The following is a 23,616-nucleotide window of genomic DNA, read 5'->3' as shown; positions in this document are numbered from 1 at the left end:
AGCCATTTTTTTAATCTGACGCTATAGCCAAAATACCCTAAAAATGCGACGGTATTGCTGATATCAATTTTTTGTCGCCTCTGTCTGCGCAGGCACAGCAAGCAAGAAAAATAGATATCAGCAGTGCGTGGTGTATCTGTACTATTTTTCACTCACTATAGTTTTCACTCACTATAGATAGCAGTAGTTTTAATAACACCTTAACGCCAAAATTTTAAACGCCGTCTTTTAATCAAAGCCACTTAAACCATCCATAGCGTAATTATGGTAAAATTGACGGTTAAACATCTTATCTTATGATGTGCCTTATTTATCATTACTTATCAATTTAGCCCACAGGTATCCGTATGACCGAAACAACCGCGCCAGCCCTTGCCGCCGCATCTTCACCAGCGTTGTCAGAAGCACTTTCACCAGCGATCTCAGCAGAGTTGTCACTTGAGCTGATTATCACTTGTGCCGATGGGCTTGAGGCACCACTACAGACTGAGCTGACGAGTTTTGGTATTGCAAGCGATATCAAAAGTACGGGGCGTCTGACCGTTACGGGTACGTTGCGTGACTTATATACTATATGCCTATGGTCTCGGGTAGCGTCACGGGTATTGATGTTAATCAAACGCAGAAACATTAATGCTGAGTATGATGTGGCCGAGCAGCTTTATGGTTTGGCAAAATCGGTCAATTGGACGGAGCAATTCAACTTAGAACAAACCTTTGCCATCCGTCTGTCCGTCGATAAACGCGTCGCCGTCAATCAACAGTTTGCGATGCTACGTATCAAAGATGCCATTGCTGATACCTTTAATGAAGTTTATGACAGTCGCCCTAACGTCGATAGCAAACATCCAGATTTTGCTATTTTTGCGACGGTCAATGACAAGCAAGCTGAACTGTATTTAGATTTGTCAGGCACCAGTTTGCACCGCCGTGGCTATCGCGTGGCGATGACCGAAGCGCCATTAAAAGAAAACTTAGCAGCAGCTTTGCTTTATAGCGCGGGCTGGCATAAGAAAAATGACGCTGGCGACGCGCCTTTCTATAATGCCTTAGTCGATCCAATGTGTGGCTCTGGCACCTTTATCATTGAAGCGCTACTCATGCATTGTGATTATGCGGTGGGTATCGACAAAGCCGCCAATCAATTTGGTTTTTACCAATGGCAGCATCATGACGAGACGCTATGGCAGCAGATGATTGATGATGCTCAGACACGTTTCCGTGAAGGCTTAGCCATCGCTAATGAGCAGCCAGATACCTTACCGCTCATTTTAGGGTTCGATGCTGATAGTGGCGCTATTATCGCCACAGAGAAGAACCTTATTGCCGCTGGTTTACAAGACTTGCTACCGCTACTCGACATTGAAACCCGCGCCCTTGACCAGCTAAGCAGCGTGCTAAAGCCGTTGGTCGATGATGGTCGATTGAGTAATCCTTTAATTATCACCAACCCACCTTACGGTGAGCGTTTGGGTGATGAAGAAATGATTAAGCCCTTGTATCAAGCGATTGGGCTTATCTTGCAAGACAGCTTTGCCGGTAGTGGCATTGACCCGATGCTTGGTATATTGGCCTCTCATGTCGAGCAAGTCGATATCTTACCGATTAAAGAACCAAAAACCTTACGTTGTCATAATGGTGCCATTACCGTTTATTTCCGCTATGGCAAGTTGATTGCAGGGCAAACAGGTAATCTTGTGAGCCGTTTTGAAAAGCGTGAGATCGAAGTAGAAGACGGTCAAGACTTTATCAATCGCCTGCAAAAAAATCTTGCTAAACTCAAGAAACTGGCCAAAAAAGACAATGTGAGTAATGTGCGTGTCTACGATGCCGATTTGCCTGACTTTAAGGTCGCTATCGACTTATACGGTGACTATGCGCACGTGCAAGAATATGCACCACCAAAAACTATTCCACCTGAGACCGCCAAAAAACGCTTTAATCTAGCTTTGATGGGTATTCGTGAAGTGTTTGATATTAATCGCGAACAAATCTTTATCAAAACTCGGGCACGCCAGTCTGGTAATGATCAATATAGTAAGCAGAACACCACAGAAAAGCGTGGCAAGTTTCATGTTGCTCGCGAAGATGGCGCGTATTTCTACGTCAACTTTACCGACTATCTCGATACCGGTTTGTTTATTGACCATCGTAATATGCGCGCGCGGATTAAAGACAACAGTCGTAATAAATCAGTATTGAATTTATTTGCTTATACCTGTACCGCAAGTGTACATGCGGCATTGGCTGGCGCGAAAAAAGTCACCAGCGTTGACTTGTCACAGAACTATCTCGATTGGGGCAAGCAAAACTTTGTGCTCAATGGTTTGGACGTCAGCCACAATAAATATCAATTCGTTGCTGCCGATATTTTTGAGTGGATTAAGGAAAATACCGAGCAATTCGATATTATCTTTATCGATCCACCGACCTTTTCAAACTCGAAAAAGTTCCAAGGTACTTTTGATGTGCAGCGAGATCATGCCGCTATTATTAACCGCGCTATGAACCGCTTGACCGCTGATGGTGTGTTGTATTTTTCTAATAACTTTACGCGCTTTGAGCTCGATGAGCAGTTAATCGAGCGCTATGACATCGTTGATATCACCCAAAAAACCATTGGCTTCGATTTTAATATCAAAAAACCCATTCATCAGAGTTTTGAGATTCGTCACCGTCAAAGCCTGTAATCAAGCGCTTATCGATACAAGAGTGCTAGACAAATAGAGAAATTCATCTCAGCAGTCTAGCTCCTCAAAATTTGGATTTTTTGCCCAATGACGATGAAACACAATAATGACCCAATCTACTTTGATTGGGTCATTTTTTGTTGTTATGATAGAGCGTTATCAAGCGATGGTCTTGCACCAATTTTGGTTCAACATCGCTTTTATTTTCATTATTTCATACCAAAAATTTTTACGCTAACAACAGGGACAATCTCATGGCATTATCACTTAATAAAGGCGGTAATTTATCGCTAACCAAAACGGATCCAAATTTAACCAAGCTACTTATCGGTCTTGGCTGGGATGAGCGTGCTACTTCTGGTGCCGAGTTCGACCTTGATGCTAGCGTATTTTTATTAAACACTGCTGGCAAAGTGCGCGGCGATCATGACTTTATCTTCTATAATCAGCTCAAGTCTGACAATGGTGCGGTTGAGCATACTGGTGACAACCGTACTGGCGAAGGTGACGGTGATGATGAAGTCGTCAAAGTAAACCTAACCCAAGTACCTGCCGATGTCGATAAAATCGTCGTCACTGTCACCATTCACGATGCGGCAGCTCGCAGCCAAAACTTTGGGCAAGTAGCCAACGCTTTCATCCGTGTCGTCAATGAAGATACTGGCACCGAAGTAGTACGTTTTGATTTGGCAGAAGACTACTCTGTTGAGACCGCAATGGTATTCGGTGAAGTCTATCGTCATAACGGCGAATGGAAATTCCGCGCCGTTGGTCAAGGCTATTCTGGCGGCTTGCAAGCCATGTGCCAGCAATACGGCGTCGATATCTAAACCCGTGTTTAGATGATATCATTATCACAATTGGGGTGATAAGCACTGCTAAAACTAGCATTCAAAGTACCTTCATTGGCATTCAAAGCACCTTTATTAGTTAGCTATGCTAAGTAGCTTTGTAGAGTTCTGAATAAGCTAATGAATAACGTACTTTTAGTTGCAAAATAGCCACAATTATTGATAGCTAAACGACCAATAATGCTTTATGTTTCGTTTAGAATTATGCATAAAAAAGTGGTTAGCGATAACCGCTTTTTTGTGCTGTGTCTATAATAGACAACCTTAGCTTTACGCAACTAGACAGGATGTGTCATGAGACATTTTTATTTAGACTTTATCTTCACGGCCATTGCCTTAGCGGTCGCGGCATGGTGGGGATATTCGCATGGCGGTATGGGTGGTATGATTTCCACTCTCTCGATTACTGCTATTTTGGCCGTTATGGAAATCTCGTTGTCTTTTGATAACGCAGTGGTCAATGCCTCAGTCCTAAAGGGCTGGGACGAATTTTGGAAAAAGATATTTTTAACGGTTGGTATTTTAATCGCCGTATTTGGTATGCGCTTGGTGTTCCCCATTGTCATCGTCGCGGTTACCGCTGACCTTGGTATGATGCAAGTTATAGATTTGGCATTGAATGATCCTAAAGAATACTCAGCAAGACTAATGGCACATCATGCTGAAATTTCAGCATTTGGTGGTATTTTCTTACTACTGGTCTTCTTAAACTTTATATTCGATGAAAAAGAAGTGCATTGGTTTGACTGGCTTGAGAGCCGTCTTGCGAAGCTAGGCAAAGTGGATGCCATGAGCGTCTTCGTTGCGCTTATTGTCTTGATGATTTCAGTATCTTGGGCCACCGCTGAACAAGCTTCTGCCGTTTTGATTGCGGGTGTTTGGGGTATCTTAGTTTATCTAGGTGTACAGGTAGTCTCTGGTATGCTTGAAGGTGATCTGGAAGAAGATCTAGAAAACGGAGAAAATGGCTCGGGCGCTGCGGCGACCAGCGCGATTATGAAAGGCGGTATTATTGGCTTCTTGTACTTAGAAGTTCTTGATGCTTCTTTCAGTTTCGATGGCGTAATTGGCGCATTTGCAATTACCAATGACGTTATTGTTATTATGCTCGGTCTTGCAATCGGTGCAATGTTCGTGCGTTCGATGACGATCTTCTTAGTCGATAAAGGCACGCTTGATGAATTTGTCTATCTTGAGCATGGTGCGCATTACGCCATCGGCGCTTTAGCCATTATCATGCTGTTATCGGTGAAGTTTCATGTACCAGAAATTATCACTGGTCTTATCGGTATTGCCTTTATTGGTTGGGCGTTTGTGGCCTCACTCAATTATCGCAAACAAGAAGCAAAATCTCTCAACTGATAAACAGTGAGTTTGAAGCGTAGTAAGCATCAAACATAATACGTTTTGTTTAGCATAATACGTTTTAATGACAGGTTATACCAAGATGTTGGTATAACCTGTTTTCGTTTATGAGCATTTTTTATTTACGGCATGCAACTTTTACAAAGTTTTTCAGCTGCTTATTATCTGACCCTTTAGCCAACTTCTGAAGACTCATAAAATACTTTGCGATAACAATATCTTAACCACTGTTACTAGGTTTGTTAAAAAGTATCAGAGTTGCAGCACTGATATGTCCCTTAGTAACCATCTGGTAAGTGCACAAAATACGCCTTGCTTACTGAGCAAACGCTTAGTATAGTAAAACGTAATGATATGCAGGGTATGGCATACAGGTAGTTTTTTTATGATTTACCCACATATATCAGTCACTGCATAATTTTAGTTCATTTATCTCACAACCCAATCCACTTAATTATTAATCTAAAGGATATTTATATGGCTATTAGCTTAACAAAAGGCGGCAACGTAAACTTATCAAAAGAAGCACCAGGTTTGACCAATATCACGGTCGGTCTTGGCTGGGATCCACGCGCCACTGACGGTCAAGAATTTGACTTGGATGCAATTGGCTTCTTGGTCAATGAAGCAGGTAAAGTTCGTAACGACCAAGATTTTATCTTCTTCAATAACTTAAAATCAGACAATGGCGCGGTCGAGCATACTGGCGATAACCGCACTGGTGAAGGCGATGGCGATGATGAAAAAATCAAAATCAACCTTGCTAGTATCCCTGCTGATGTCAGCAAAGTTGCTATTTGTGCCATCATTTATGAAGGTCAAAGCCGTAACCAAAACTTCGGTCAAGTAGGTGAAGCCTATATCCGTGTCGTAAACGACAATGGCGATACTGAAATCGCTCGTTATGACCTATCAGAAGACGGTAGCACTGAAACTGCGATGATCTTTGGCGAGTTGTATCGTCACAGCGGTGATTGGAAATTCCGCGCCGTTGGTCAAGGCTTCAGCGGTGGTCTTGGACCATTAGCTGGCTCTTATGGCGTCAACGTTTAGACGTTTATTAATAGCAACGTTAATCACTCAAACAGTTAATAGCGGCAGTCAGACACCTGATTGTCGGCTATCTACATAAGCCATCAAGTATGCCCTTTTAAAGCATTTGATGGCTTTAAATTTAATAGCGTCTCTAAAATCAATCAAGTTAATGATTTAGAATCACAGATGTCATATTAAAAAAGCATATTTCAACTGTATTAGAATAAGGATTTGCACCCCATGGCCGCAACGTTTAGCTTAATCGGTACCATCGAGCCTTTTTTACATTGCAATCTCAAAAAAGGCGACTCGATCTATTGTGAAGCCAACGCGATGGTCATGATGGAATCCAATCTTGAGCTTAAAGGTAAGTTGCAAGGTGGCCTCATGCAATCATTGATGCGCCGTTTTGCGAACGATGAATCATTGTTTCAGCAGCAGATTGAAGCGGTGAATGGTGAAGGCGATTGTTTGCTTGCGCCAACCTTAGATGGTGATATGCAAATCATTGATGTCGGTAATCAGCAATATACCTTGAGCGATGGCGCTTTCGTCGCTGCACAAACGGGTGTCGATATCAGAGCCAATATTCAACGTAACCTTGGCGGCGCAGTGTTTGGTGATACTGGTGGCTTTATGGTTATGCAGACGCAAGGTCAAGGTCAGGTCGTGGTATCTGGCTTTGGCTCGTTGTTTGAGATTGATGTCACCCCAGAAAAAGACGTCATCATCGATAATGGTCATGTGGTCTGCTGGGACTCAAATCTTGAGTACAAGCTGTCGGTCTCAACCAGCAAGAAGAAAGGTATCATGAGCAGCATCATCAATTCAGTCACTAGTGGCGAAGGCATGGTGTTGAACTTCTCCGGCAATGGTAAAGTCATTATCTGCTCACGCAATCGTGACAGCTATCAGGGCTGGCTACAAAGCATCTTGGGCAGTAGCTCCGGAGGTCGTGGTGGCGGTGGTGGTTTTTTAGATAATATTTTATAACTTAATTTTTCAAGACAACTCTACTCACAATTTATCACCCACAATTATTATAATATCATGTACAAAAATTTGATTAGTGAGGAAAACAAGTGCAAGTACTACGCCTTGTAGACTAAGCGAGTTTGACACAGCTAATCGTACTTTTGAGAGTGATATAAGGATTTTATCATGGCAGTTAGTTTACAAAAGGGACAAAAAATATCCCTAAGCAAAGAAGCCGGCGGCGATCTGACTCAAGTAAAATTGGGTCTAGGTTGGGACGTAGCACAAGGACCGCAAGAGAAAAAAGGTGGCTTCTTAGGCAAATTATTTGGCGGCGGTAGTGGCGGCGATTCTATCGACTTGGATGCTTCGTGCATCATGTTCGATAGCAACAAGCAGGCAGTCGATGCCATTTGGTTCAGCCAGCTTAAATCAAAAGATGGCAGTATCGTACACACAGGCGACAACCGTACTGGCGACGGCGATGGCGATGACGAAGTTATCAACGTCGATCTTTCAAGAATCCCTGCTAATGTCGTCTCGCTGGTATTTACCGTCAATAGCTTTACCGGACAGACGTTTGAAACAGTAGAAAACGCTTTTTGCCGTATTGTGAACGCCAATAATAACCAAGAAGTCGCGCGCTATAACCTATCAGCGCAAGGCAGTCATACAGCGATGGTAATGGCAAAAGTCTATCGTCATAACAACGAATGGAAAATGCATGCCATTGGCGAAACCGCTTCAGGTCGTACTTTCCATGATTTGATGCCTGCTATTACGCCACATGCTTAATAACTTATAAAGTCTAAATAGTTTTTGCTCGTAACGCTTGAAAATCAACATTTTAAAACGTTAACGCTCAAAAGCAATCAGCCCGTCTATTTATAATAGACGGGCTGATTTTTTGTATTAAGGGGTGCTATTCGAGCACTTACTTACTACCACGTTTCCAGCTAAAGCCCCAATTAAAGGCTTTATCCATTTCTTGATGACCTTTAAAGTACTGGTTAATACGTTCAACATTGATACTGCCTTGTTGGTTGACCAAACGCGCAATGGCACACATTGGCAAGTTGCCTGTGCCTTCTGTTAAGCGCGTCTCAATCGGCGACTGATCGGGCACATGAATGGTCACTACCCCATCCGTTTTTGCCCAGTTCGGCGCACCTTCGTAGATGAAGGCAAAGATAAATACTTCCTCAATTTGCGACCACTGCTGACCATTGATATCGAGCCACTCACCGCCACTCACTTGTCCTGTCCTATCATCAGCACGCAGACAGACGTAAGGTGCTGATTGCAAACTACCAAAGCGATTGCCTAAGGCCTGAATCAGGGTTTTTTCGCCATTTTTTAGATGAATCATCGCCCCAACATCAAGGTCAATACCGCCCGCTTTATGCTGCTTGAACAGATCACCCAACAAGCCTTTTTTCGGTGCTTGCTTATCCATATCTGGACGTTGGTTCCAGTTTAGGTTGACAGAGATTTTGCCAAAGTCATCGCGCTTCTTAAGATTGATACTGGATTGGTTTTTGGTTAAGGTAATTTTGCTCAAATTGATAGCAGGACTGGCTGGAATCGGTGGCGGCGTACTTGCTTGAGAGGCACTGCCCGCCTTTTGCGTATTGATTGGACGTTGAGTATTGATAGGTTGAGATTGACCCTGTGACTGGTTTTGATTTTGAGCCTGATTGCTATTTTGAGATGAGGACTGAGCTGGTGCTTCGTCGGCGATTTCAACGCCGAAATGCTCAGATAACGGCTTCAGACCGCCTTCAAAACCTTGGGCAATAAAGCGAAACTTCCAGCTGCCCTGCCGACGATAGCATTCTGCAAGGATAATGGCTTTTTCATTACGCCCAGCACTACTAAGCTGACAAGTCATCAGCACTTGACTGCCTTGCAATACTTGGATATCAACATCACCGATTTGCGCCAAGGCTTGCGCGCTAGAAAATGCCAAGGCAATTTTGTCAATATTCGCCGGTTGCGCTGCTAAATTAATATCAAAAAATCCGTCACTATCGTGACCTCGGAAGCTGACATTGCCGTCATCACTACGCGTCTGCCCATAAAATATCATATCGCCATCACCGCGCACTTTACCGTCAGTGGTCAGACGATAAGCAGCACAATCGATGGCATTTTGACTTAAAATGCGAATACTAATATTGTCCGTCGGTAGTGGCGCATTGGCACCAGCAATCAGTTTTTGAGGTTCGTTCTGGCTCATCATATGTCCTTTGAGTTATTTATTATATTAGCGTTTCTTAGGTTCACTATCGTCGTATAGTAGCATGGATAATGTCAGATTTTTAATCAGCACACTAAGGCGTGCTCTCAATTCAATCGATGGTCATCGAAATGGGCTAAAAATAGCTAAATCTTGCCAAACAATGTCAAATATAGTCAAGGAATTTTAGAATCGCTACAAGGCGACCGACCGCAGGTAGTACACTGAGTACATCTAGGACGGATAACACCGTAGCGGTTTAAAAGTGCTTTGACTATGGCTGACTAATATCTCGATATCATCTGCATTATTTTCCTTGTCTGACTGCAACTTATCTCATTTTCATAGCCATTTTTTAAATGAGGACACGCCCTAGAGCGTAGCATTTCTATATAATAGACTTTGCTATAAGCGACGGCGCAGCGTGGCTTTTTTGGCAACGGATGAGTATTGACCATCTTGACAAGAAACGTGCGACAATCACACCCAGTTATCCAATACCTATAACACTTACCTATAACATTGATAATAATGCTGAGAGAATTATGAGTAACCTTGCTAACGATAGCCTTTCTATGACCCCCGTTGCCACTTGGTTGGCAGAAGGTCAGTCTAGCCAGCGTGATATGTTAGCCAGCCTGCAAGCCCTAAAAGCACAAGCGCACTCGCCCTTTAATGTTATAGCGTCACACCGCCATGACAGACCTGAAATTTTCGAGTTTGCCGACAGCACATATATTGAGCCATCCAAAACCCTACTCGACAGTGATGAGCAAATCATACCTGAATCCGTTACACCGCGCTGGCAATTTGTCTTAGAGCAAGCCAAACAACACAACGTAAAAGTATTGCTGACTGGTCGTAATGGTATCGACTATGAAGCGCAGCGTGAGGCATTTAGTGCCGCTGGTATTCGATTATTAACAGGAGCAACCAGCGTCGCAGCGCTAGAGTGTATCGATGATAAATTTGCCTTTATGCAGCAGTGCCATGCCCATAATATTCCGGTGGCAGACGCTTGGCGCTTTGACAATACTGCTGAGCTTGCGGCTTTACTTAGCGAGCATGGTCATCAGCCTTTATGCGTCAAACCGGTCACCGGTATTTTTGCACAAGGCTTTTGGCGGCTAGATTTGGCCAAAGACGATGGCGAGCATTACGATAGCTTTGAGCATTTATACTTTACCGAAGAGAAAAAAATCAATACCGCGCAGTTTGTGAATGCCTACACTCATAGCCAAATAGTACATGAGCGCCCTATTCCGATGCTGCTGATGCCTTACTTATCAGGGCAAGAGTACTCTATCGATGTGGTGTGCGAATATGGTGAAGTACTGGCAGCCGTTACTCGTCATAAAACAGGCAAAATCCAGCATGTCGGCTACGAGCAGGACGTTATGGATGTGGTGATTCCATTAATTAAAGCCTTTGGTTGCGATGGTATCGTCAGCGTACAGACCAAGGCAGATGATGACGGTCAACACCGTGTCCTTGAGATTAACAGTCGTCCTTCTGGCGGTATCGGTTATACAGCGCATAGCGGTATCGATCTCACACAAGTCGGATTTGCTTATTGGCTAGGATTAACGGCAAAGCCACAGTTAGAGGACATTGCTCAAAAAATTAAGCCTTGCCAGGTGCGCTCGCTGATGATGAGCGTCAAAATTGAAGAGACAGACGCTGAGTAACTTACTAAGTGAGGATATAGTCATTCCACTATAAAAGTATTACAGCGTTAACCTCGATTGAAGTATCACATATACATCTACACTCGGTTGCCTTGTACTACTTTTAAATTGAATCGACTGTAAGCCTCATTGATAGTCAAGATCGTCAAGCACAAAAAAGGTTTTTAGATAGCAATCTAAAAACCTTTTTTACTGTTTACATCATACATTAACGATGAAAAACAACGGCTGAGAATTACTCGCCAAATACTAGCGTTGCTTTCTTAGGGGCATTCTTAGATGCAAGAACCCACAACAAGCTCAATACGATCGCTGAGCCGATAAAAATAATGATCGCTGAAGAGATTGCACTATCATGCGTATAACTCATAGACATCATATGGTTAGTAGCATCCATCTCCATAGCCGCCATACCAGTATAGTGCATACCACAAACGGCAAGACCCATAATGAACGCACTACCGAAACGCTGTAAGGTACCGCGTAGGTTAAATGCCAACCATAATGCTGCGATAGCAGCTACAATGGCAATAACCACTGAGGTGATCAGAAGTGGAATATTGTATGACATCGTAGCTTCCATCTGCATTGAAGCCATACCAGTATAGTGCATGGCTGCAACGCCAAGTCCAGTCAAGACACCACCGCCAATCAATTTACTCATGCTAGACGCACCGCGCCCTACGATCATGATACCAATAGCCACAAAACCAACCGCAAGCAGCATCGAAACAATTGTCATGCCCAGATTATAGGTAACTGGCATTTTCATATCGACTGCCATCATACCAATATAATGCATTGACCAAATAGCACCACCAATGGCAATCGAAGATAGCGCGACCCAAAAATATAGGTCTGATCCTGGCTTAGCAGATGGCACTCGAATGGCAAGATTTAGACCCACATAAGAGCCGAACACTGCGATGGCATATGAAACCAACACCAAAAGCAGGTTATATTCAACTTCAATCATTTTTTCGCCTTTTGTATTTAATAAGAACTGAGCCTTTTAGCGTAGACTTGAATAAGCCTTTATACGCCATGCGCTCACTATTGTTTTATATAGACATTGAGTGGTCTATGATTCATTTTGTTTACCCGATGGTAAATTCACAAATATTGGTACTACCAGCACCGCAGCTGGTTTCCTCAACTTGGACTGTCTCTATAGCAGGATTACTCGCCAAAAACCCTTCGATATAACCGATGACAAAATGACATCCTGAATGATTGCTGTCTGATGACTTACAGAATGGACATTTAATTAAAGAAACCACGTTATTTTTTGCTTTGACCTTACAAAACCCTTTCAAGGCTGGTACGAGTTCTCGGCTGATTGTCGTTGGCATTTTTAGCGGACTGCCAAGTGAATAATCACGTTGATAAATACCACCGCCAACCTTTCGTCCTAACTGATGCAGTGCAGTAGCACGCTGATCGCTAGGCAAGCTGGCCTCGTATTGGCTGACGATATCTGTTATTTTGGGGTATTGAGCACCAATAGCGGCTAACGTCGTTTTTTCATCCTCGCCTGTTTGCACAGGTGCTGATGAGGAGATATCTTCTTCATCAATTTCGAGTTTAAACAAGGTACAACCATCAATAGAGGACAAGTCGTCGATCAAATCCGCTTGCGTCTTAGCGCCTATACTTCTCGCAATCACATGAATGATGTTGCCACCACTGCCTGATGATTCTTGTCTCTGGGAGACGAGCTGATAACCTGCTTTGATAAGTGGTGAAATAACATTAACCAAACGAATGCGTTCAGAAGACGTCTCTAATGCACAAGAAAATTTCAAAAGTCATTCCTTTTCTAAAATACTGCTAAGCTTTTATACCAAACCATTTGTATAAATCAGACAGCGAGCTTCTATCTCGTTAACTGTTATGTCGTATAAATATGATGGGAAGGCAATATGTAAAATTCTTTTCTAACTATGCGATTAAACATAGAGTGACTAAACCGTCTTACTTGTAATAACTGATAAATTTATAGGCATAGTTATCAAACACAGCATTACTCGCAGCTATGCAATTCTTAGCTTTTTGTATATTTAAAAATAAAAAGTGAGCGCTAAAATAAGACAGGAACGGTGGTCTCAGATACGGGGTTACTTTTGAAATCTCTTTACGAGCAGTAGGCTACAGTAAAGTTTCTAAACAGTAATGAATTTTGATCGCATTATCACGATATTCTTATGGTCTAGCAATACTTCACAAGCCATTGTCCGATAGGTGGTGACATTATCCGATAGATGGCTTAAGACATAATACAGAATATGAGTTTACTAATTTATAGATATCTCATTTCTTTAAAGCCATGATTTAGATAGGGTTTTACTTAACTCAATAGAGTTTCTATCGAATCATATTAAAACCATGTGACGTTATTAATAGATTTTCTTTATCTTCTATCATTCTTATTAATAGCGAAAGCTTGTCAGCAAAACATTGTGACGAGTACCCATTTTTTACTTTAAACTGACGCTATACTTTTCATTTACTATTTACCCCATAGCATATTCATTTTTCTAAAATCACTGATATAACATCTGAGTTAAATTCTTAGCATAGCTAAATATGGTTTCTATCGCAGTCATACGAATAAAGCCTCAGCGCGAGTACGACTACACGAAAATATCAATTAGGATACATACGATGACAGCACAGACCACATTAGTGTTAGGCGCAAACACAGTGATCACTCAAGAACGCTGTACTGTTGAATTTACGACCTCAGATTCGCTTAGGTTTGGGCAGCAACTTGGACTATTATGGCTACCTCTAAATGAGCAGCGCAAAGCGGTCTGTAGTCCTGCCTATTTGCACGAGTCCAAGGACTGGGCAAAGCTGGACAATAGAGATACGCCACGCGAATGGCAGCTTGATTTACCTGACTTATTTGATGTGCAAGGGGTTAGCTTCTTACAACTAATCGCTTATACTTATCAAGAGCCAACACTTAATTTACCCGCTGTCGAATTACACAAGGTAAGTTTGACATTAAACGGTGGCGCTATTCACTATGACTTCCTAGCAAGCGAGCGCCATGTCAAAGCCGCTATCGTGTTCGAGATTTACAAACGTAATGGGCAATTTAAATGTCGAGCGCTCGGTGAAAGCTCGACCCAAGGACTGGCAAGCCTTGAGCAACGAGTACAAGTCAGTCTAGATATTCGTCCGCCAGATACTCATGCACTCATTCAAGAGGCGCAGCAGCAGCAGCGTGGTTCTTCCAATAGTGACACTCGCACGCCTCGCCAAGTCCAAGCTGGTGAAACATGGACAGGTACGGCTTTTGCGATTGATGAGTATCACCTGCTGACTTGTTATCATGTCATTGAATCGGCGGCGATGATTGGTGTACGCCAGCAGGGTCAGCCTGACCGTGAGGCGCAAGTGGTACTCAGTGATATCGGTAGCGATTCAGCCATTATTAGAGTGAGCGACCCTTTACCTTGCCACCTGCCATTGGCGCAGCAGTGTTCGGATATTTTGGGCGAGACTATCACCACTTTGGGCTTTCCGCTATCAGGACTGAGTAGTCAACTACAAGTCACGCAAGGCTGTATTTCAGGACTAACAGGCTTAAGCGATGACATTCGTTACATGCAATTTACCGCACCAATTCAGCCCGGCTCTAGTGGCAGTCCACTGTTACTGCCAACAGGCGAGGTCATCGGCATGGTGACTGCCAGCCTCGTCCATGAACATGCACAAAATATGAACTATGCGGTAAAATTTCAGTTATTATCTGCCCTACTTGCGAGCGCTGGTATCAGTTTGGATAGCGCTGCTCACGGATCTAACGCCACAACTGCTCCACTGACTACCCCGCAACTCAGTAAACAAAGTCGCGGGGCGCTTTGGCTGGTGGGCTGTCAAGGTTAAAATATCTAAAAAAATCAAGTTAATATAAAAATAGCCACTTCAACAGAGTGTGTTAAGGAATATGAATGTCAAACAAGCAACAAAGTACCACCATCACACTACCACGTGGCACCCTTGATCTCACTTATCAAACGAATATGGTCGTAAGTAACCGTGATTCAGAAAAAGACGACAGCTATCAATTAGAAGACTTGCTTGGCTTTGCTCAGCGCATTAATCCCAAACGTGCATTTTTATTTGTCTCAAAAGTGCTAGGTCGCCATATTCCAGTCGCGCCCAGTACCATGCGACATGCTTTTACTGATTTGGCAAACTTAGTGCCTAATGAATTGCCAGCGCCAATTTTGGTCATTGGTATGGCAGAGACCGCTGTCGGTCTATCTGCTGGCGTCCATCAAGCATTACAAACGCGCTATCCTCAAGCACTACTATTGAACTCTACTCGTCATGCGCAACATGATGAAAATAGTGATCCTAATGGTGCCGACTCTTTACTGACGACTTTTTGTGAAGACCACAGTCATGCTAGCCAGCATTTAATTTATCAAAGCTCTGATAGTGTCGCTCAAGAGCAGTTACTGGCCAGTAAAACCCTTATTATGGTCGATGATGAGGCGTCAACGGGTAATACATGCGTCAATGTCGTCACTGCCTTACGCAATGCAGGGCTGACACAATTAAAGCAAGTACATCTCACCACTTTGGTGGATTGGTCATTAGATCAAGAAAACACGAACAAGCAGACAGAGGATGCCAAGCCTGCGCGTATGGCGGATCGTTTGACGGGTATTGAGTTTCATCGACATCACTTACTGTCTGGCGCATGGCAATGGACAGATGCACCCAATCCTGAACCCATCACGATGCCATCGGTCGATACCACCGCAGCTGGTAGTCAAGCGCTTGGTCATACGGGCAACTGGGGGCGTTTTCCAACACTAGACAGTACAGAGGGGTTTGATAAGTATCTTTCAAGTTTTCAGGCTGCATTTGCACGTTTTAATGACCAAGAAAGCTTCGATGATCAAAAAATCTTTGATGTTACTCAGTTGCCAAAAAGAATTTTGGTATTGGGCAGCAATGAGTTTGTTTGGTTACCGTTTTTATTGGCGGAATGGCTTGAGGCAGCGGCTCAAAAGTCAGATTCAGACACAGATGCTATCGTTAAATTTAGTGCGTTGACCCGCTCACCGATTGCGCTTGGTGGTGCAATTAAGACGATGCTGAGCTTTGGCGATAATTATGGGCTTGGTATGACCAATTTTGCTTATAATGTCGAGCCTAGTGATTGGGACTTGATCGTATTGTGTGTAGAAACCTCAAGCGATAGTGTTGATGACCTGTGGCAAAATTTAGATAATGTACTGGTGGTAAGTCCTACGCTGTAAGTTATTCAATGATTTTCAAACCCACGATTTACGGACATTTCTATGACTACGCCATTTTTCCAAGCCAACCCCGACATTATTAAACCTTACACACTTATGGATTTGGACGATACCTTGTTTCAAACCCAGCGTAAAATCGACGCATGGGATTTGCCTACTACTGAACCTGAAAATTTGGTTTGCGCCACGGTCAATAAGCAAGGCGAACCGTTAAGCTTTATGAGTCAGCGCCAAGCCTCACTCTTTAATTGGCTATTGGCTAGTACCGAATTGATAGTAGTGACGGCACGTGACCGCGATGAAATAAAACGTGTTAAATTGCCTTTTTACAGTTGGCAAGTCTTAACCCATGGCGCGATTATTTTAACGGCTGAGGGTGAGCTGTTAAGCGCATGGCAGCAGTATATGCATGAGCAGCTTGCACCATTACAAGCCAAACTAAAGCAGTTGACTGACTTGATTGGTAATCATAACCAAGAAGACATTGGGGCTAATAATGGCTTAAAACTTACCCCGCATAGCGATGTTTTTATTGCCAGTGAACTCACTATTTATTTGGCGATTAAACACGCGCAAAAAGATCATCAAGTATTAGCCGATTTAGCCAAGCAGCTACCCACACTCATACCAAATTTTGATCAAGATTTTTATGTCCATGTGAATGCCAATAACTTAGCGATACTGCCGCATGCGGTTCACAAGCGCCATGCAGTACAGTTTTTATTAGAGAATCATTTAGACAGCCAGCGCCCCAGTTTTGGTTTTGGTGATAGCCTAGCCGACTTACCTTTTCTACAGCTATTGGACTGGTACGGTATGCCCAACCATGGTCAGCTACATGACCATCTTAGTTCTCAACAATTATAACAACAGCAGCCTATACGAGTAAAAAACCTTCTATGACTAACCTTTATATTCAAAAACTAGAGAAATACGGCTCAGGCAGCTATCTTGCCAGCGATGTGACCGTGCTGCTCGATATTGTCGATAAAGACGCGGTCGCTGATGTACCTGTTAGCCAAAAAGAAGCGCTGATCCAAAGTGGGCAACGGCACTATTCAGACATGCTGACCTTAGAGGCCGCGCCAACTGCGATGCACGAGCAGCTATATTCTCAGGCGCTAACGCAAGGCACGACGAGGACTGCGACTGATATTGCTAACTTGGCTTACACATTGCACAATACTTTTGAGCCAACTGTTAACGCTGAGCGCCCATTAGTATTGGTCAGCTTGGTACGAGCAGGTTTGCCGATTGGGGTATTATTGCAGCGTGCTTTAACAGACCAAAATAGCAGCTATGCTTTGCCAAGCGTGCATTATGGCATTAGTATCATTCGAGATCGCGGGCTTGATCCAGTCGCGTTGCAAATGCTGCTGGATGCTTATCCAAACAGTCCCATGGTATTCGTCGATGGCTGGACAGGCAAAGGTGCTATTTATCAAGAATTGGCGCGGAGTCTTGAAGCCTTCAGCGACCCTAGTCATGCACATTTTGCCAATATTTTTCATCAAAGCACTTTTGGTCAAGATACTTTTGATCAAAGCACTTCTGATCAAGGTACTGTCAATAACACTACCGTCATACCCCTCTTAACACTTGCTGATCCCGCTGGCGTTGCTTGGCTGTCGGCTAGTGAAGAAGATTGGTTGATACCATCAGGACTGCTAAACAGTACCGTCTCGGGTTTGATTTCGCGTAGCTTATATACCGAGCCGCAATCAGGGCTCCATCGCAGCGTCTTTTATGATAATTTGGTCGCGGTAGATCATAGCTTAGCATTTATCAATTATATTGATGCGGCACGGCGTTCATTGAGCACGCCCCCACAGTGCTTGCCAACCTACCAGCAGCCGCGCTACCAAACTGCTGAATTAATCAATAAACTGGCGGCGGACTACGCTATCACCAATCGCAACCGTATTAAGCCAACGATTGCAGAGGCAACACGGGCGATATTGCGCCGTGATCCTGAGCGCATTCTATTAGCCACTGCTGAGCATCCTGATACCGTGTTGTTGCGACATTTATGTGCGCAGCGAAATATCAATATCAGTGTATTAGGTGATAAAATACTGCCCTATCAAGCCATCACTCTTATCAAGCAGCGTAGCAAAGACAGCTGAATCAACGATATAAGCTGTCTGTTATGACCATGTATAACCACTCATTTATCACTATTTACGATGCCAATTATGTCAAACAACGAATCAAACCTTTATAACTATACTCAGTCTTATGCGCATCTCATCACTGAACGGCATGTGATGGTCAAGCCCAGTACTCATCATCCGTATCAGCTGGGTGCAAGCCTTTATATGCCTGCTACTCGCCAAGATATTTGGCAAGTTATTAAGCGTGATAAATTACCAACGATTAATAGTATTATTATCTGCCTAGAAGATGCCGTTAGTCACAGCGATGTCGAGCTGGCACTGACACGACTGCAAACCCTGCTCAATACTTGGGCGATACACGTCGATAGTATCAATGATCCGTCAAGAGAATCTGGCATTCAATCAGAGCAGCAATCAGAACAACAGTCAGAGCAAAAAAACCAGCATCCGACGCGCCCACTGGTCTTTATACGCCCGCGCAATCCGATGATGTTGCAACAACTGGCAGACTATACTCATATAGATCTTATCGACGGCTTCGTCATGCCCAAAGTCGATATGTATAGCTTATCCGACTGGCGGATGGCCTGTCAGAATCTCAGCATCGATCAGTTGCTCATGCCCACGCTTGAGACCGCTGCCCTATTTAACCCGCATCACAATCAAGAACTGGCCATTGGTTTTAAAGAAGCCTTTAGCCAGCCAGTCTTTGCGCTACGTATCGGCGGCAATGACTTGTTTGCCGCGCTGCGCTTGCGTCGTCCTAAGAACAGTATTGTCTATGACACCCCTATCGGTACTCTTGTTTATCAGCTGCTTGGCTGCTTCGTGCCGCATGGCTTTTACCTCACTGCGCCGGTCTTTGAGTACTTAGATCAGCCAACGCTGTTTATGCAAGAGCTGACCCGAGATGTCAGCTTGGGCTTAGTCGGTAAAACAGTCATCCATCCTAGCCAAATCGCTTTAGTCCAGCAGGCCTACTGTGTGCCGATGAGCACGTTAGATGAGGCACAAGCCATATTGCATAGCGAAGCCAAAGCGGTGTTTAAATACAACAACACCATGCTAGAGCCTGCCACACATCGTGCATGGGCAACCGAAATCGTCAATCGTGCCGACGTATTCGGCATCATCAATGATGGTCATAGTGACTATGCATCGCGACTGTAGCTCTAGCTACACATCACGCCTAGAGCTCTAGCTTAGTTAGCATTGAAACCAAAGACGCCGTTATCAAGTCAATGATAACGGCGTCTTTATTATTATGAGTTAGCAGTATTTATCATACACAGCTCGTCAAGAAATGACTGAGCACTTTATTCACCTGTTCAGGCTCTTCTACCGTTGAAGTATGTCCAGAGCCTTTTATTATCGCAAGCTTAGAGCCATCGATGGCGAAGTGCATACGCTCAGCTTTGTCGTAAGGAGTAGCGACATCCTCATCACCAACGATGATTAAAGTAGGCGTCGTGATGCTATCGAGCTGATCATAGACAGCGTCACGTTCGATGACTCCCATCGTGGCTTTGACGACGCCACCTTTGCGATTACCGTTGAGCATCGCCAACCATTCTTTTTGATCGGTTTTACGGGCTTTATCTGTCAAAAAAGTGCTGCCAAACATAATAGGCATGACTTTTTTACTCACCCTTTTCATACCCAACCAGCGAATAGCCGTAATGAGCTTTTTGTAGCCAGGAATATTATCAGGGTCTTCAGCATCAGCCGAAGTATCTATTAGGGTCAATGAGTTTAGCAGCTCTGGTTTTCTGATAGCGATGCGTTGTCCAACGAAGCCGCCCATCGATAGACCGACATAATGACAGCTGTCTATCTCGAGCGCTGCTAGTAGACCAATAGCATCATCTGCCAAAGTATCCATGTCGTAGCCGTCTTTGGTAATTTGCGACTGACCTTGTCCGCGAAAGTCAAAAGCGATGCAGCGATAGCTGTCCTGAAAGTGCTCGACTTGTTTGTCATAGATTCTAGTGTTCCAAAGTAGCCCATGAGCAAAGACCATGACTGGTTTTTGCGTATCGTTTGGGGCGCTATCTTCGTAATAGATATTGGCGTTATTGATTTTTATCTTTGGCATAACAACTTCCTTGTGTAATCGATTAAAAAATTAAGCGTATGACTGTCTTTTCTTTTTAGCCCTGTCTTTCTAACACTTTACTTTTCCCACTGTTCTTTTAGCATAATTCACCAGCCACTCAGTTAACAGTCTTATTTCTGAATGAGCCGTTTTTATCTGTGCCTCCTAAGGAATTAGCACAGCGAGATAAATTAAACCACACTGTCGGTTTGTCCTAAGCGCCCACAAAACTTGCTTTTATAATCATAGCAAGCTGCTATAGTAATCAATAGTGAATTATTTGTTACAAAACCTGCTCAGCTTCTATTTTGAATCCTCTATTACCCAGCTAATTTAACTAAGGAAAGCCAAGATGTCACCATCTCTAGTCGAGTATCAAAGCGAAAATCATATCGCTACCATCACCATGAACGATCCTAAGACCCTAAATGCCTTTAGCACGCCATTAAAAAATGCAATGATAGATGCACTTGATAAAGCGGATAAAGACGCAAACGTACGCGTGATTGTGCTACAAGGGTCAAATAATAATTTTTCTAGTGGTGGTCATATCGGTGAAATGCTAGAGAACGGTATGGAGTCTGAGGCATTGGTCGCAAAGCTTGATTTTATGCTACGTGAAGTCGCTGAAGTGAGTTTAAAGCTGCGTAATATTCACAAGCCAATTATTGCTAAATTGGAAGGTGCGGTCGCTGGTGCGGGCATGAATCTGGCACTGACTTGCGACTTCCGTATCGCCGCTGACAATGCAAAATTCGTCCAAGCCTTTGTCAATATCGGTCTGATTCCAGATGCTGGTGGTATTTATCTACTAAATCAATTAATCGGTGCTGCCAAGACCACTGAGCTGGTGATGCTAGGTGATAAGCTCAAAGCAGACGATGTGGCACGTTTAGACTTAGTAAATAGTGTCGTCAGCGCAGATGAATTAGACGCAAGCGTGCAGGCTCTTGCCACTCGTTTGAGTCAATTACCGGGTAAAGCATTGGCGTCAATGAAGCATATGATTAATGTTCACGCCTTCTCTGGATTAAATGAAGCGCTTGATATGGAAGTTGAACAACAAAACATGATGGCAGTCACGGATGACTTTAAAGAAGGCATTACGGCCTTTATGGAAAAGCGTAAACCTGTTTATCAGGGAAAGTAACTGGGTAATAGGCTGTTCAATTTGGCGGCTGAATCTATTCTTAACCAAATAATTCACTATTCATAGCGTCAAAAAAAGGGCTGCCAATATAGTAGCCCTTTTTTCGTTTATGTCTGTGGTTAAGAAGCAGATGCTGACTTATAGTGATAAGGTAAGGTAAATACCTTGTCAAAAATAAAGGTAAACACAAAATTATAAATCAAGAAAAATACGAGTAAAGCGGCTTCCATTATAAATGCTTGGAGCAAACCAACCTGATACCAAAACATATATAACGGCAAACAGATCAAAACCAAACCGATTTCAAATATCAATGCATGGACACTACGAATCAGCAGCGTGCGCTCTGCTATCTGCCTGCGCTCCTCCCAAGTCTCAAAAGCGGTGTTGTATACAAAGTTCCAAATGATTGCAGCCAGAGATATCATCATCGCGACGGGTAGAGAGTCTGCTGCATCGCTATTGCTTAGCTTCATTAATACAAAGGTAGAGGAAATAATTGCGATAATCTCAAACACAATCACGTAGACGATACGACGTTTGAGTGGGGATAAAGTAATCAACCAAGACTCCAAAGCACCTAAGTGCATATCAAAGTATCGGTCCGTCCCGAGATAGAAAAGATAGATTGAGTGCAGAGCCACGGTTTCCGCCTGCCCTTATATTATACAGAAGATAACTGGAAAAATCAGTCTGAGCTTATAGCAAACACATCCGAGTTATTTTGAAATTACTAAGTTGCCGATTTCTAATTAATAATAAAATGCCTACGTCTGCTCTTCCTAAGAGCTTGGTTTTGGATAAGATAGTACTTTTTTGGGTGTTTACCTAGTATTTGTGTCAGCTTAATTCGGGTGTAGAAGTTAAACCCCATAAAAAGTGCTTAAGTTTTATCGTTAATAAAGCTAGCGATAAATTTAGTTAAGTATGTGACTGCATCAGTCGCGTTTTTTCTAGTCTTTAAAGTCTTTTAGAGTTACATGATGTAATAACATTCTATTAAAAATATTAAATCTGTATGAACTTTTGCTATTCCTACCATCTATAGCAGAGACAAACCTTCTACCAAAAACTTGAAAAATACTGTATAAAAACAAACACAGAAAAATTAAAAGAAGTAAATTAAAGGCTATTAAAACTGTCTCATTAGGGTATTTACTTGCCACCTCGGAGACTTCGGCTCCCCCTAGGAACTTAGCTGATATAGATAATCCCATAGCAGCCAAAACGTTTTTCATGATTATATTGATTTTTGAATTTTGGAGTAATTTTCCAGTAGATAAAAAATCATTATGATTTACTTTATGATAACTCTGAAACCACTCAGTGCTTTTGCTTACTAAACTAAAAGAGTTAACATTCTCAGGAAGATTGTTTTCTAACCACTTATCTTGTACTAGTTGAATATCCTTACTGCCATACTTACTTTCTAGGATATTTGTCTTTCTGCTATCTATGAATAGTAAAACTACTACGTATACAGCTAAAGATACGAAATACAACATCCAACCTAAATATTTACTCTTATAAACATAAATTGGAAGTGCATCTTGTAAGATCGATGACTCCATAATAACTATCATGACTGCATGATAGGCTATAGATGACATCAAACATAACATCAAAAGAGCCACTCTTCTATGCTTAAAATTTTTTGAAAATATGCAATAACTTTTAAAATATACTGTAATAGACTCGATATCATAATAGTATTTGTTAACCATTTCATATATCTTTCTATCTTGATTTCGACTCTCACTAGAACCCGTCATAAAACCCTCCTCAAATTAGTTTTAATAATTATCAACTAATGTAAGAATGGTTGCAACCAAACATATGCCGTGTACGTCAACTGATGTCGTATACTTTATATTACACAAACATTTTCTGCAAGATATCTGAATCAAAAGCCTGTATCTTTAATAACCGTTTCTACACACTGCCAAGCTACCGATCAAGAAACTATAGAAAGTCTGCTATAGTTTCTTGTTCAGTTTATGACAATATTTAGAATTCAAGTCTTACAGACTTATTGCTCAAATAGCTCTTCAAGCTAAGTTAGTTCTTCGTACTCAAAGAAAAACCCCGCATCATCACGATACGGGGTTTCTGTTTAAATAAGAATT

19 protein-coding genes are annotated in these 23,616 nt (G+C 42.8%); 13 read left to right on the top strand and 6 right to left on the bottom strand.

Going from position 1 to position 23,616, the window contains the following annotated elements; genetic code table 11:
• Positions 1-347 precede the first annotated feature (347 nt).
• From rlmKL to IE130_RS08425, 6 genes are all read left to right on the top strand, one after another.
• Positions 348-2,690, top strand: a complete 2,343-nt coding sequence (rlmKL, locus tag IE130_RS08450; protein WP_189584501.1) for a bifunctional 23S rRNA (guanine(2069)-N(7))-methyltransferase RlmK/23S rRNA (guanine(2445)-N(2))-methyltransferase RlmL — start codon at positions 348-350, stop codon at positions 2,688-2,690.
• Between the two features lie 254 nt (positions 2,691-2,944).
• Positions 2,945-3,520 carry a TerD family protein gene (locus IE130_RS08445; protein WP_189584499.1) on the top strand — a complete coding sequence of 192 codons (576 nt, stop codon included), beginning with the start codon at positions 2,945-2,947 and terminating at the stop codon, positions 3,518-3,520.
• A 315-nt stretch (positions 3,521-3,835) separates the two neighbouring features.
• Positions 3,836-4,903: a DUF475 domain-containing protein gene (locus IE130_RS08440; protein WP_189584496.1), complete on the top strand. Its 1,068-nt coding sequence runs from the start codon at positions 3,836-3,838 to the stop codon at positions 4,901-4,903.
• A gap of 480 nt (positions 4,904-5,383) precedes the next feature.
• Positions 5,384-5,959, top strand: coding sequence for a TerD family protein (locus IE130_RS08435; RefSeq protein ID WP_189584493.1), 576 nt, complete (start codon positions 5,384-5,386; stop codon positions 5,957-5,959).
• 222 nt (positions 5,960-6,181) lie between these two features.
• Positions 6,182-6,934 (top strand): TIGR00266 family protein, encoded by a 753-nt coding sequence (locus tag IE130_RS08430; protein ID WP_189584490.1) that lies wholly within the window; start codon positions 6,182-6,184, stop codon positions 6,932-6,934.
• 168 nt (positions 6,935-7,102) lie between these two features.
• On the top strand, positions 7,103-7,711 hold the full coding sequence (locus tag IE130_RS08425; protein ID WP_010199561.1) for a TerD family protein: 609 nt from the start codon (positions 7,103-7,105) through the stop codon (positions 7,709-7,711).
• Between the two features lie 139 nt (positions 7,712-7,850).
• Here IE130_RS08425 and IE130_RS08420 read toward each other — a convergent pair whose 3' ends face one another.
• On the bottom strand, positions 7,851-9,155 hold the full coding sequence (locus IE130_RS08420) for a TerD family protein (RefSeq protein WP_189584487.1): 1,305 nt from the start codon (positions 9,153-9,155) through the stop codon (positions 7,851-7,853).
• 545 nt (positions 9,156-9,700) lie between these two features.
• Between IE130_RS08420 and IE130_RS08415 the strand changes: the two genes are divergently transcribed.
• The gene (locus tag IE130_RS08415; protein ID WP_189584484.1) at positions 9,701-10,843 is read left to right on the top strand and encodes an ATP-grasp domain-containing protein; all 1,143 of its coding nucleotides are present in this window, start codon (positions 9,701-9,703) and stop codon (positions 10,841-10,843) included.
• A 235-nt stretch (positions 10,844-11,078) separates the two neighbouring features.
• Here the strand turns inward: IE130_RS08415 and IE130_RS08410 are convergent, their stop codons facing one another.
• Positions 11,079-11,819, bottom strand: a complete 741-nt coding sequence (locus IE130_RS08410) for an MHYT domain-containing protein (protein WP_189584481.1) — start codon at positions 11,817-11,819, stop codon at positions 11,079-11,081.
• Positions 11,820-11,940: 121 nt separating this feature from the next.
• Positions 11,941-12,648 (bottom strand): hypothetical protein, encoded by a 708-nt coding sequence (locus IE130_RS08405; RefSeq protein WP_189584478.1) that lies wholly within the window; start codon positions 12,646-12,648, stop codon positions 11,941-11,943.
• A gap of 859 nt (positions 12,649-13,507) precedes the next feature.
• On the opposite strand from IE130_RS08405, the gene IE130_RS08400 reads away from it, so the two are divergent.
• The 5 genes from IE130_RS08400 (at position 13,508) to IE130_RS08380 (ending at position 19,415) form a co-directional block, all read left to right on the top strand.
• The gene (locus tag IE130_RS08400) at positions 13,508-14,740 is read left to right on the top strand and encodes a S1 family peptidase (protein WP_189584475.1); all 1,233 of its coding nucleotides are present in this window, start codon (positions 13,508-13,510) and stop codon (positions 14,738-14,740) included.
• Positions 14,741-14,805: 65 nt separating this feature from the next.
• Positions 14,806-16,128, top strand: coding sequence for a phosphoribosyltransferase domain-containing protein (locus IE130_RS08395; protein ID WP_189584472.1), 1,323 nt, complete (start codon positions 14,806-14,808; stop codon positions 16,126-16,128).
• Between the two features lie 42 nt (positions 16,129-16,170).
• Positions 16,171-16,995 carry an HAD hydrolase family protein gene (locus tag IE130_RS08390; protein WP_189584469.1) on the top strand — a complete coding sequence of 275 codons (825 nt, stop codon included), beginning with the start codon at positions 16,171-16,173 and terminating at the stop codon, positions 16,993-16,995.
• Between the two features lie 32 nt (positions 16,996-17,027).
• Positions 17,028-18,254, top strand: a complete 1,227-nt coding sequence (locus IE130_RS08385) for a cysteine protease StiP domain-containing protein (RefSeq protein WP_189584466.1) — start codon at positions 17,028-17,030, stop codon at positions 18,252-18,254.
• Between the two features lie 69 nt (positions 18,255-18,323).
• Positions 18,324-19,415 carry an HpcH/HpaI aldolase/citrate lyase family protein gene (locus IE130_RS08380; protein ID WP_189584463.1) on the top strand — a complete coding sequence of 364 codons (1,092 nt, stop codon included), beginning with the start codon at positions 18,324-18,326 and terminating at the stop codon, positions 19,413-19,415.
• A 112-nt stretch (positions 19,416-19,527) separates the two neighbouring features.
• Here the strand turns inward: IE130_RS08380 and IE130_RS08375 are convergent, their stop codons facing one another.
• Positions 19,528-20,340 carry an alpha/beta fold hydrolase gene (locus tag IE130_RS08375; RefSeq protein WP_189584460.1) on the bottom strand — a complete coding sequence of 271 codons (813 nt, stop codon included), beginning with the start codon at positions 20,338-20,340 and terminating at the stop codon, positions 19,528-19,530.
• A gap of 352 nt (positions 20,341-20,692) precedes the next feature.
• Here IE130_RS08375 and IE130_RS08370 point away from each other — a divergent pair, with 352 nt between their 5' ends.
• The gene (locus IE130_RS08370; protein WP_189584457.1) at positions 20,693-21,490 is read left to right on the top strand and encodes an enoyl-CoA hydratase/isomerase family protein; all 798 of its coding nucleotides are present in this window, start codon (positions 20,693-20,695) and stop codon (positions 21,488-21,490) included.
• Positions 21,491-21,609: 119 nt separating this feature from the next.
• Here IE130_RS08370 and IE130_RS08365 read toward each other — a convergent pair whose 3' ends face one another.
• Positions 21,610-22,053, bottom strand: coding sequence for a PACE efflux transporter (locus IE130_RS08365; protein WP_227676171.1), 444 nt, complete (start codon positions 22,051-22,053; stop codon positions 21,610-21,612).
• Between the two features lie 390 nt (positions 22,054-22,443).
• Positions 22,444-23,262: a hypothetical protein gene (locus IE130_RS08360; protein WP_189584454.1), complete on the bottom strand. Its 819-nt coding sequence runs from the start codon at positions 23,260-23,262 to the stop codon at positions 22,444-22,446.
• Between the last annotated feature and the right edge of the window lie 354 nt (positions 23,263-23,616).

This window comes from Psychrobacter glaciei, assembly GCF_014652895.1.
Classification (GTDB): domain Bacteria; phylum Pseudomonadota; class Gammaproteobacteria; order Pseudomonadales; family Moraxellaceae; genus Psychrobacter; species Psychrobacter glaciei.
Note: the sequence above shows the minus strand (reverse complement) of the source record. Positions and strands in the feature narration are given on the sequence as shown.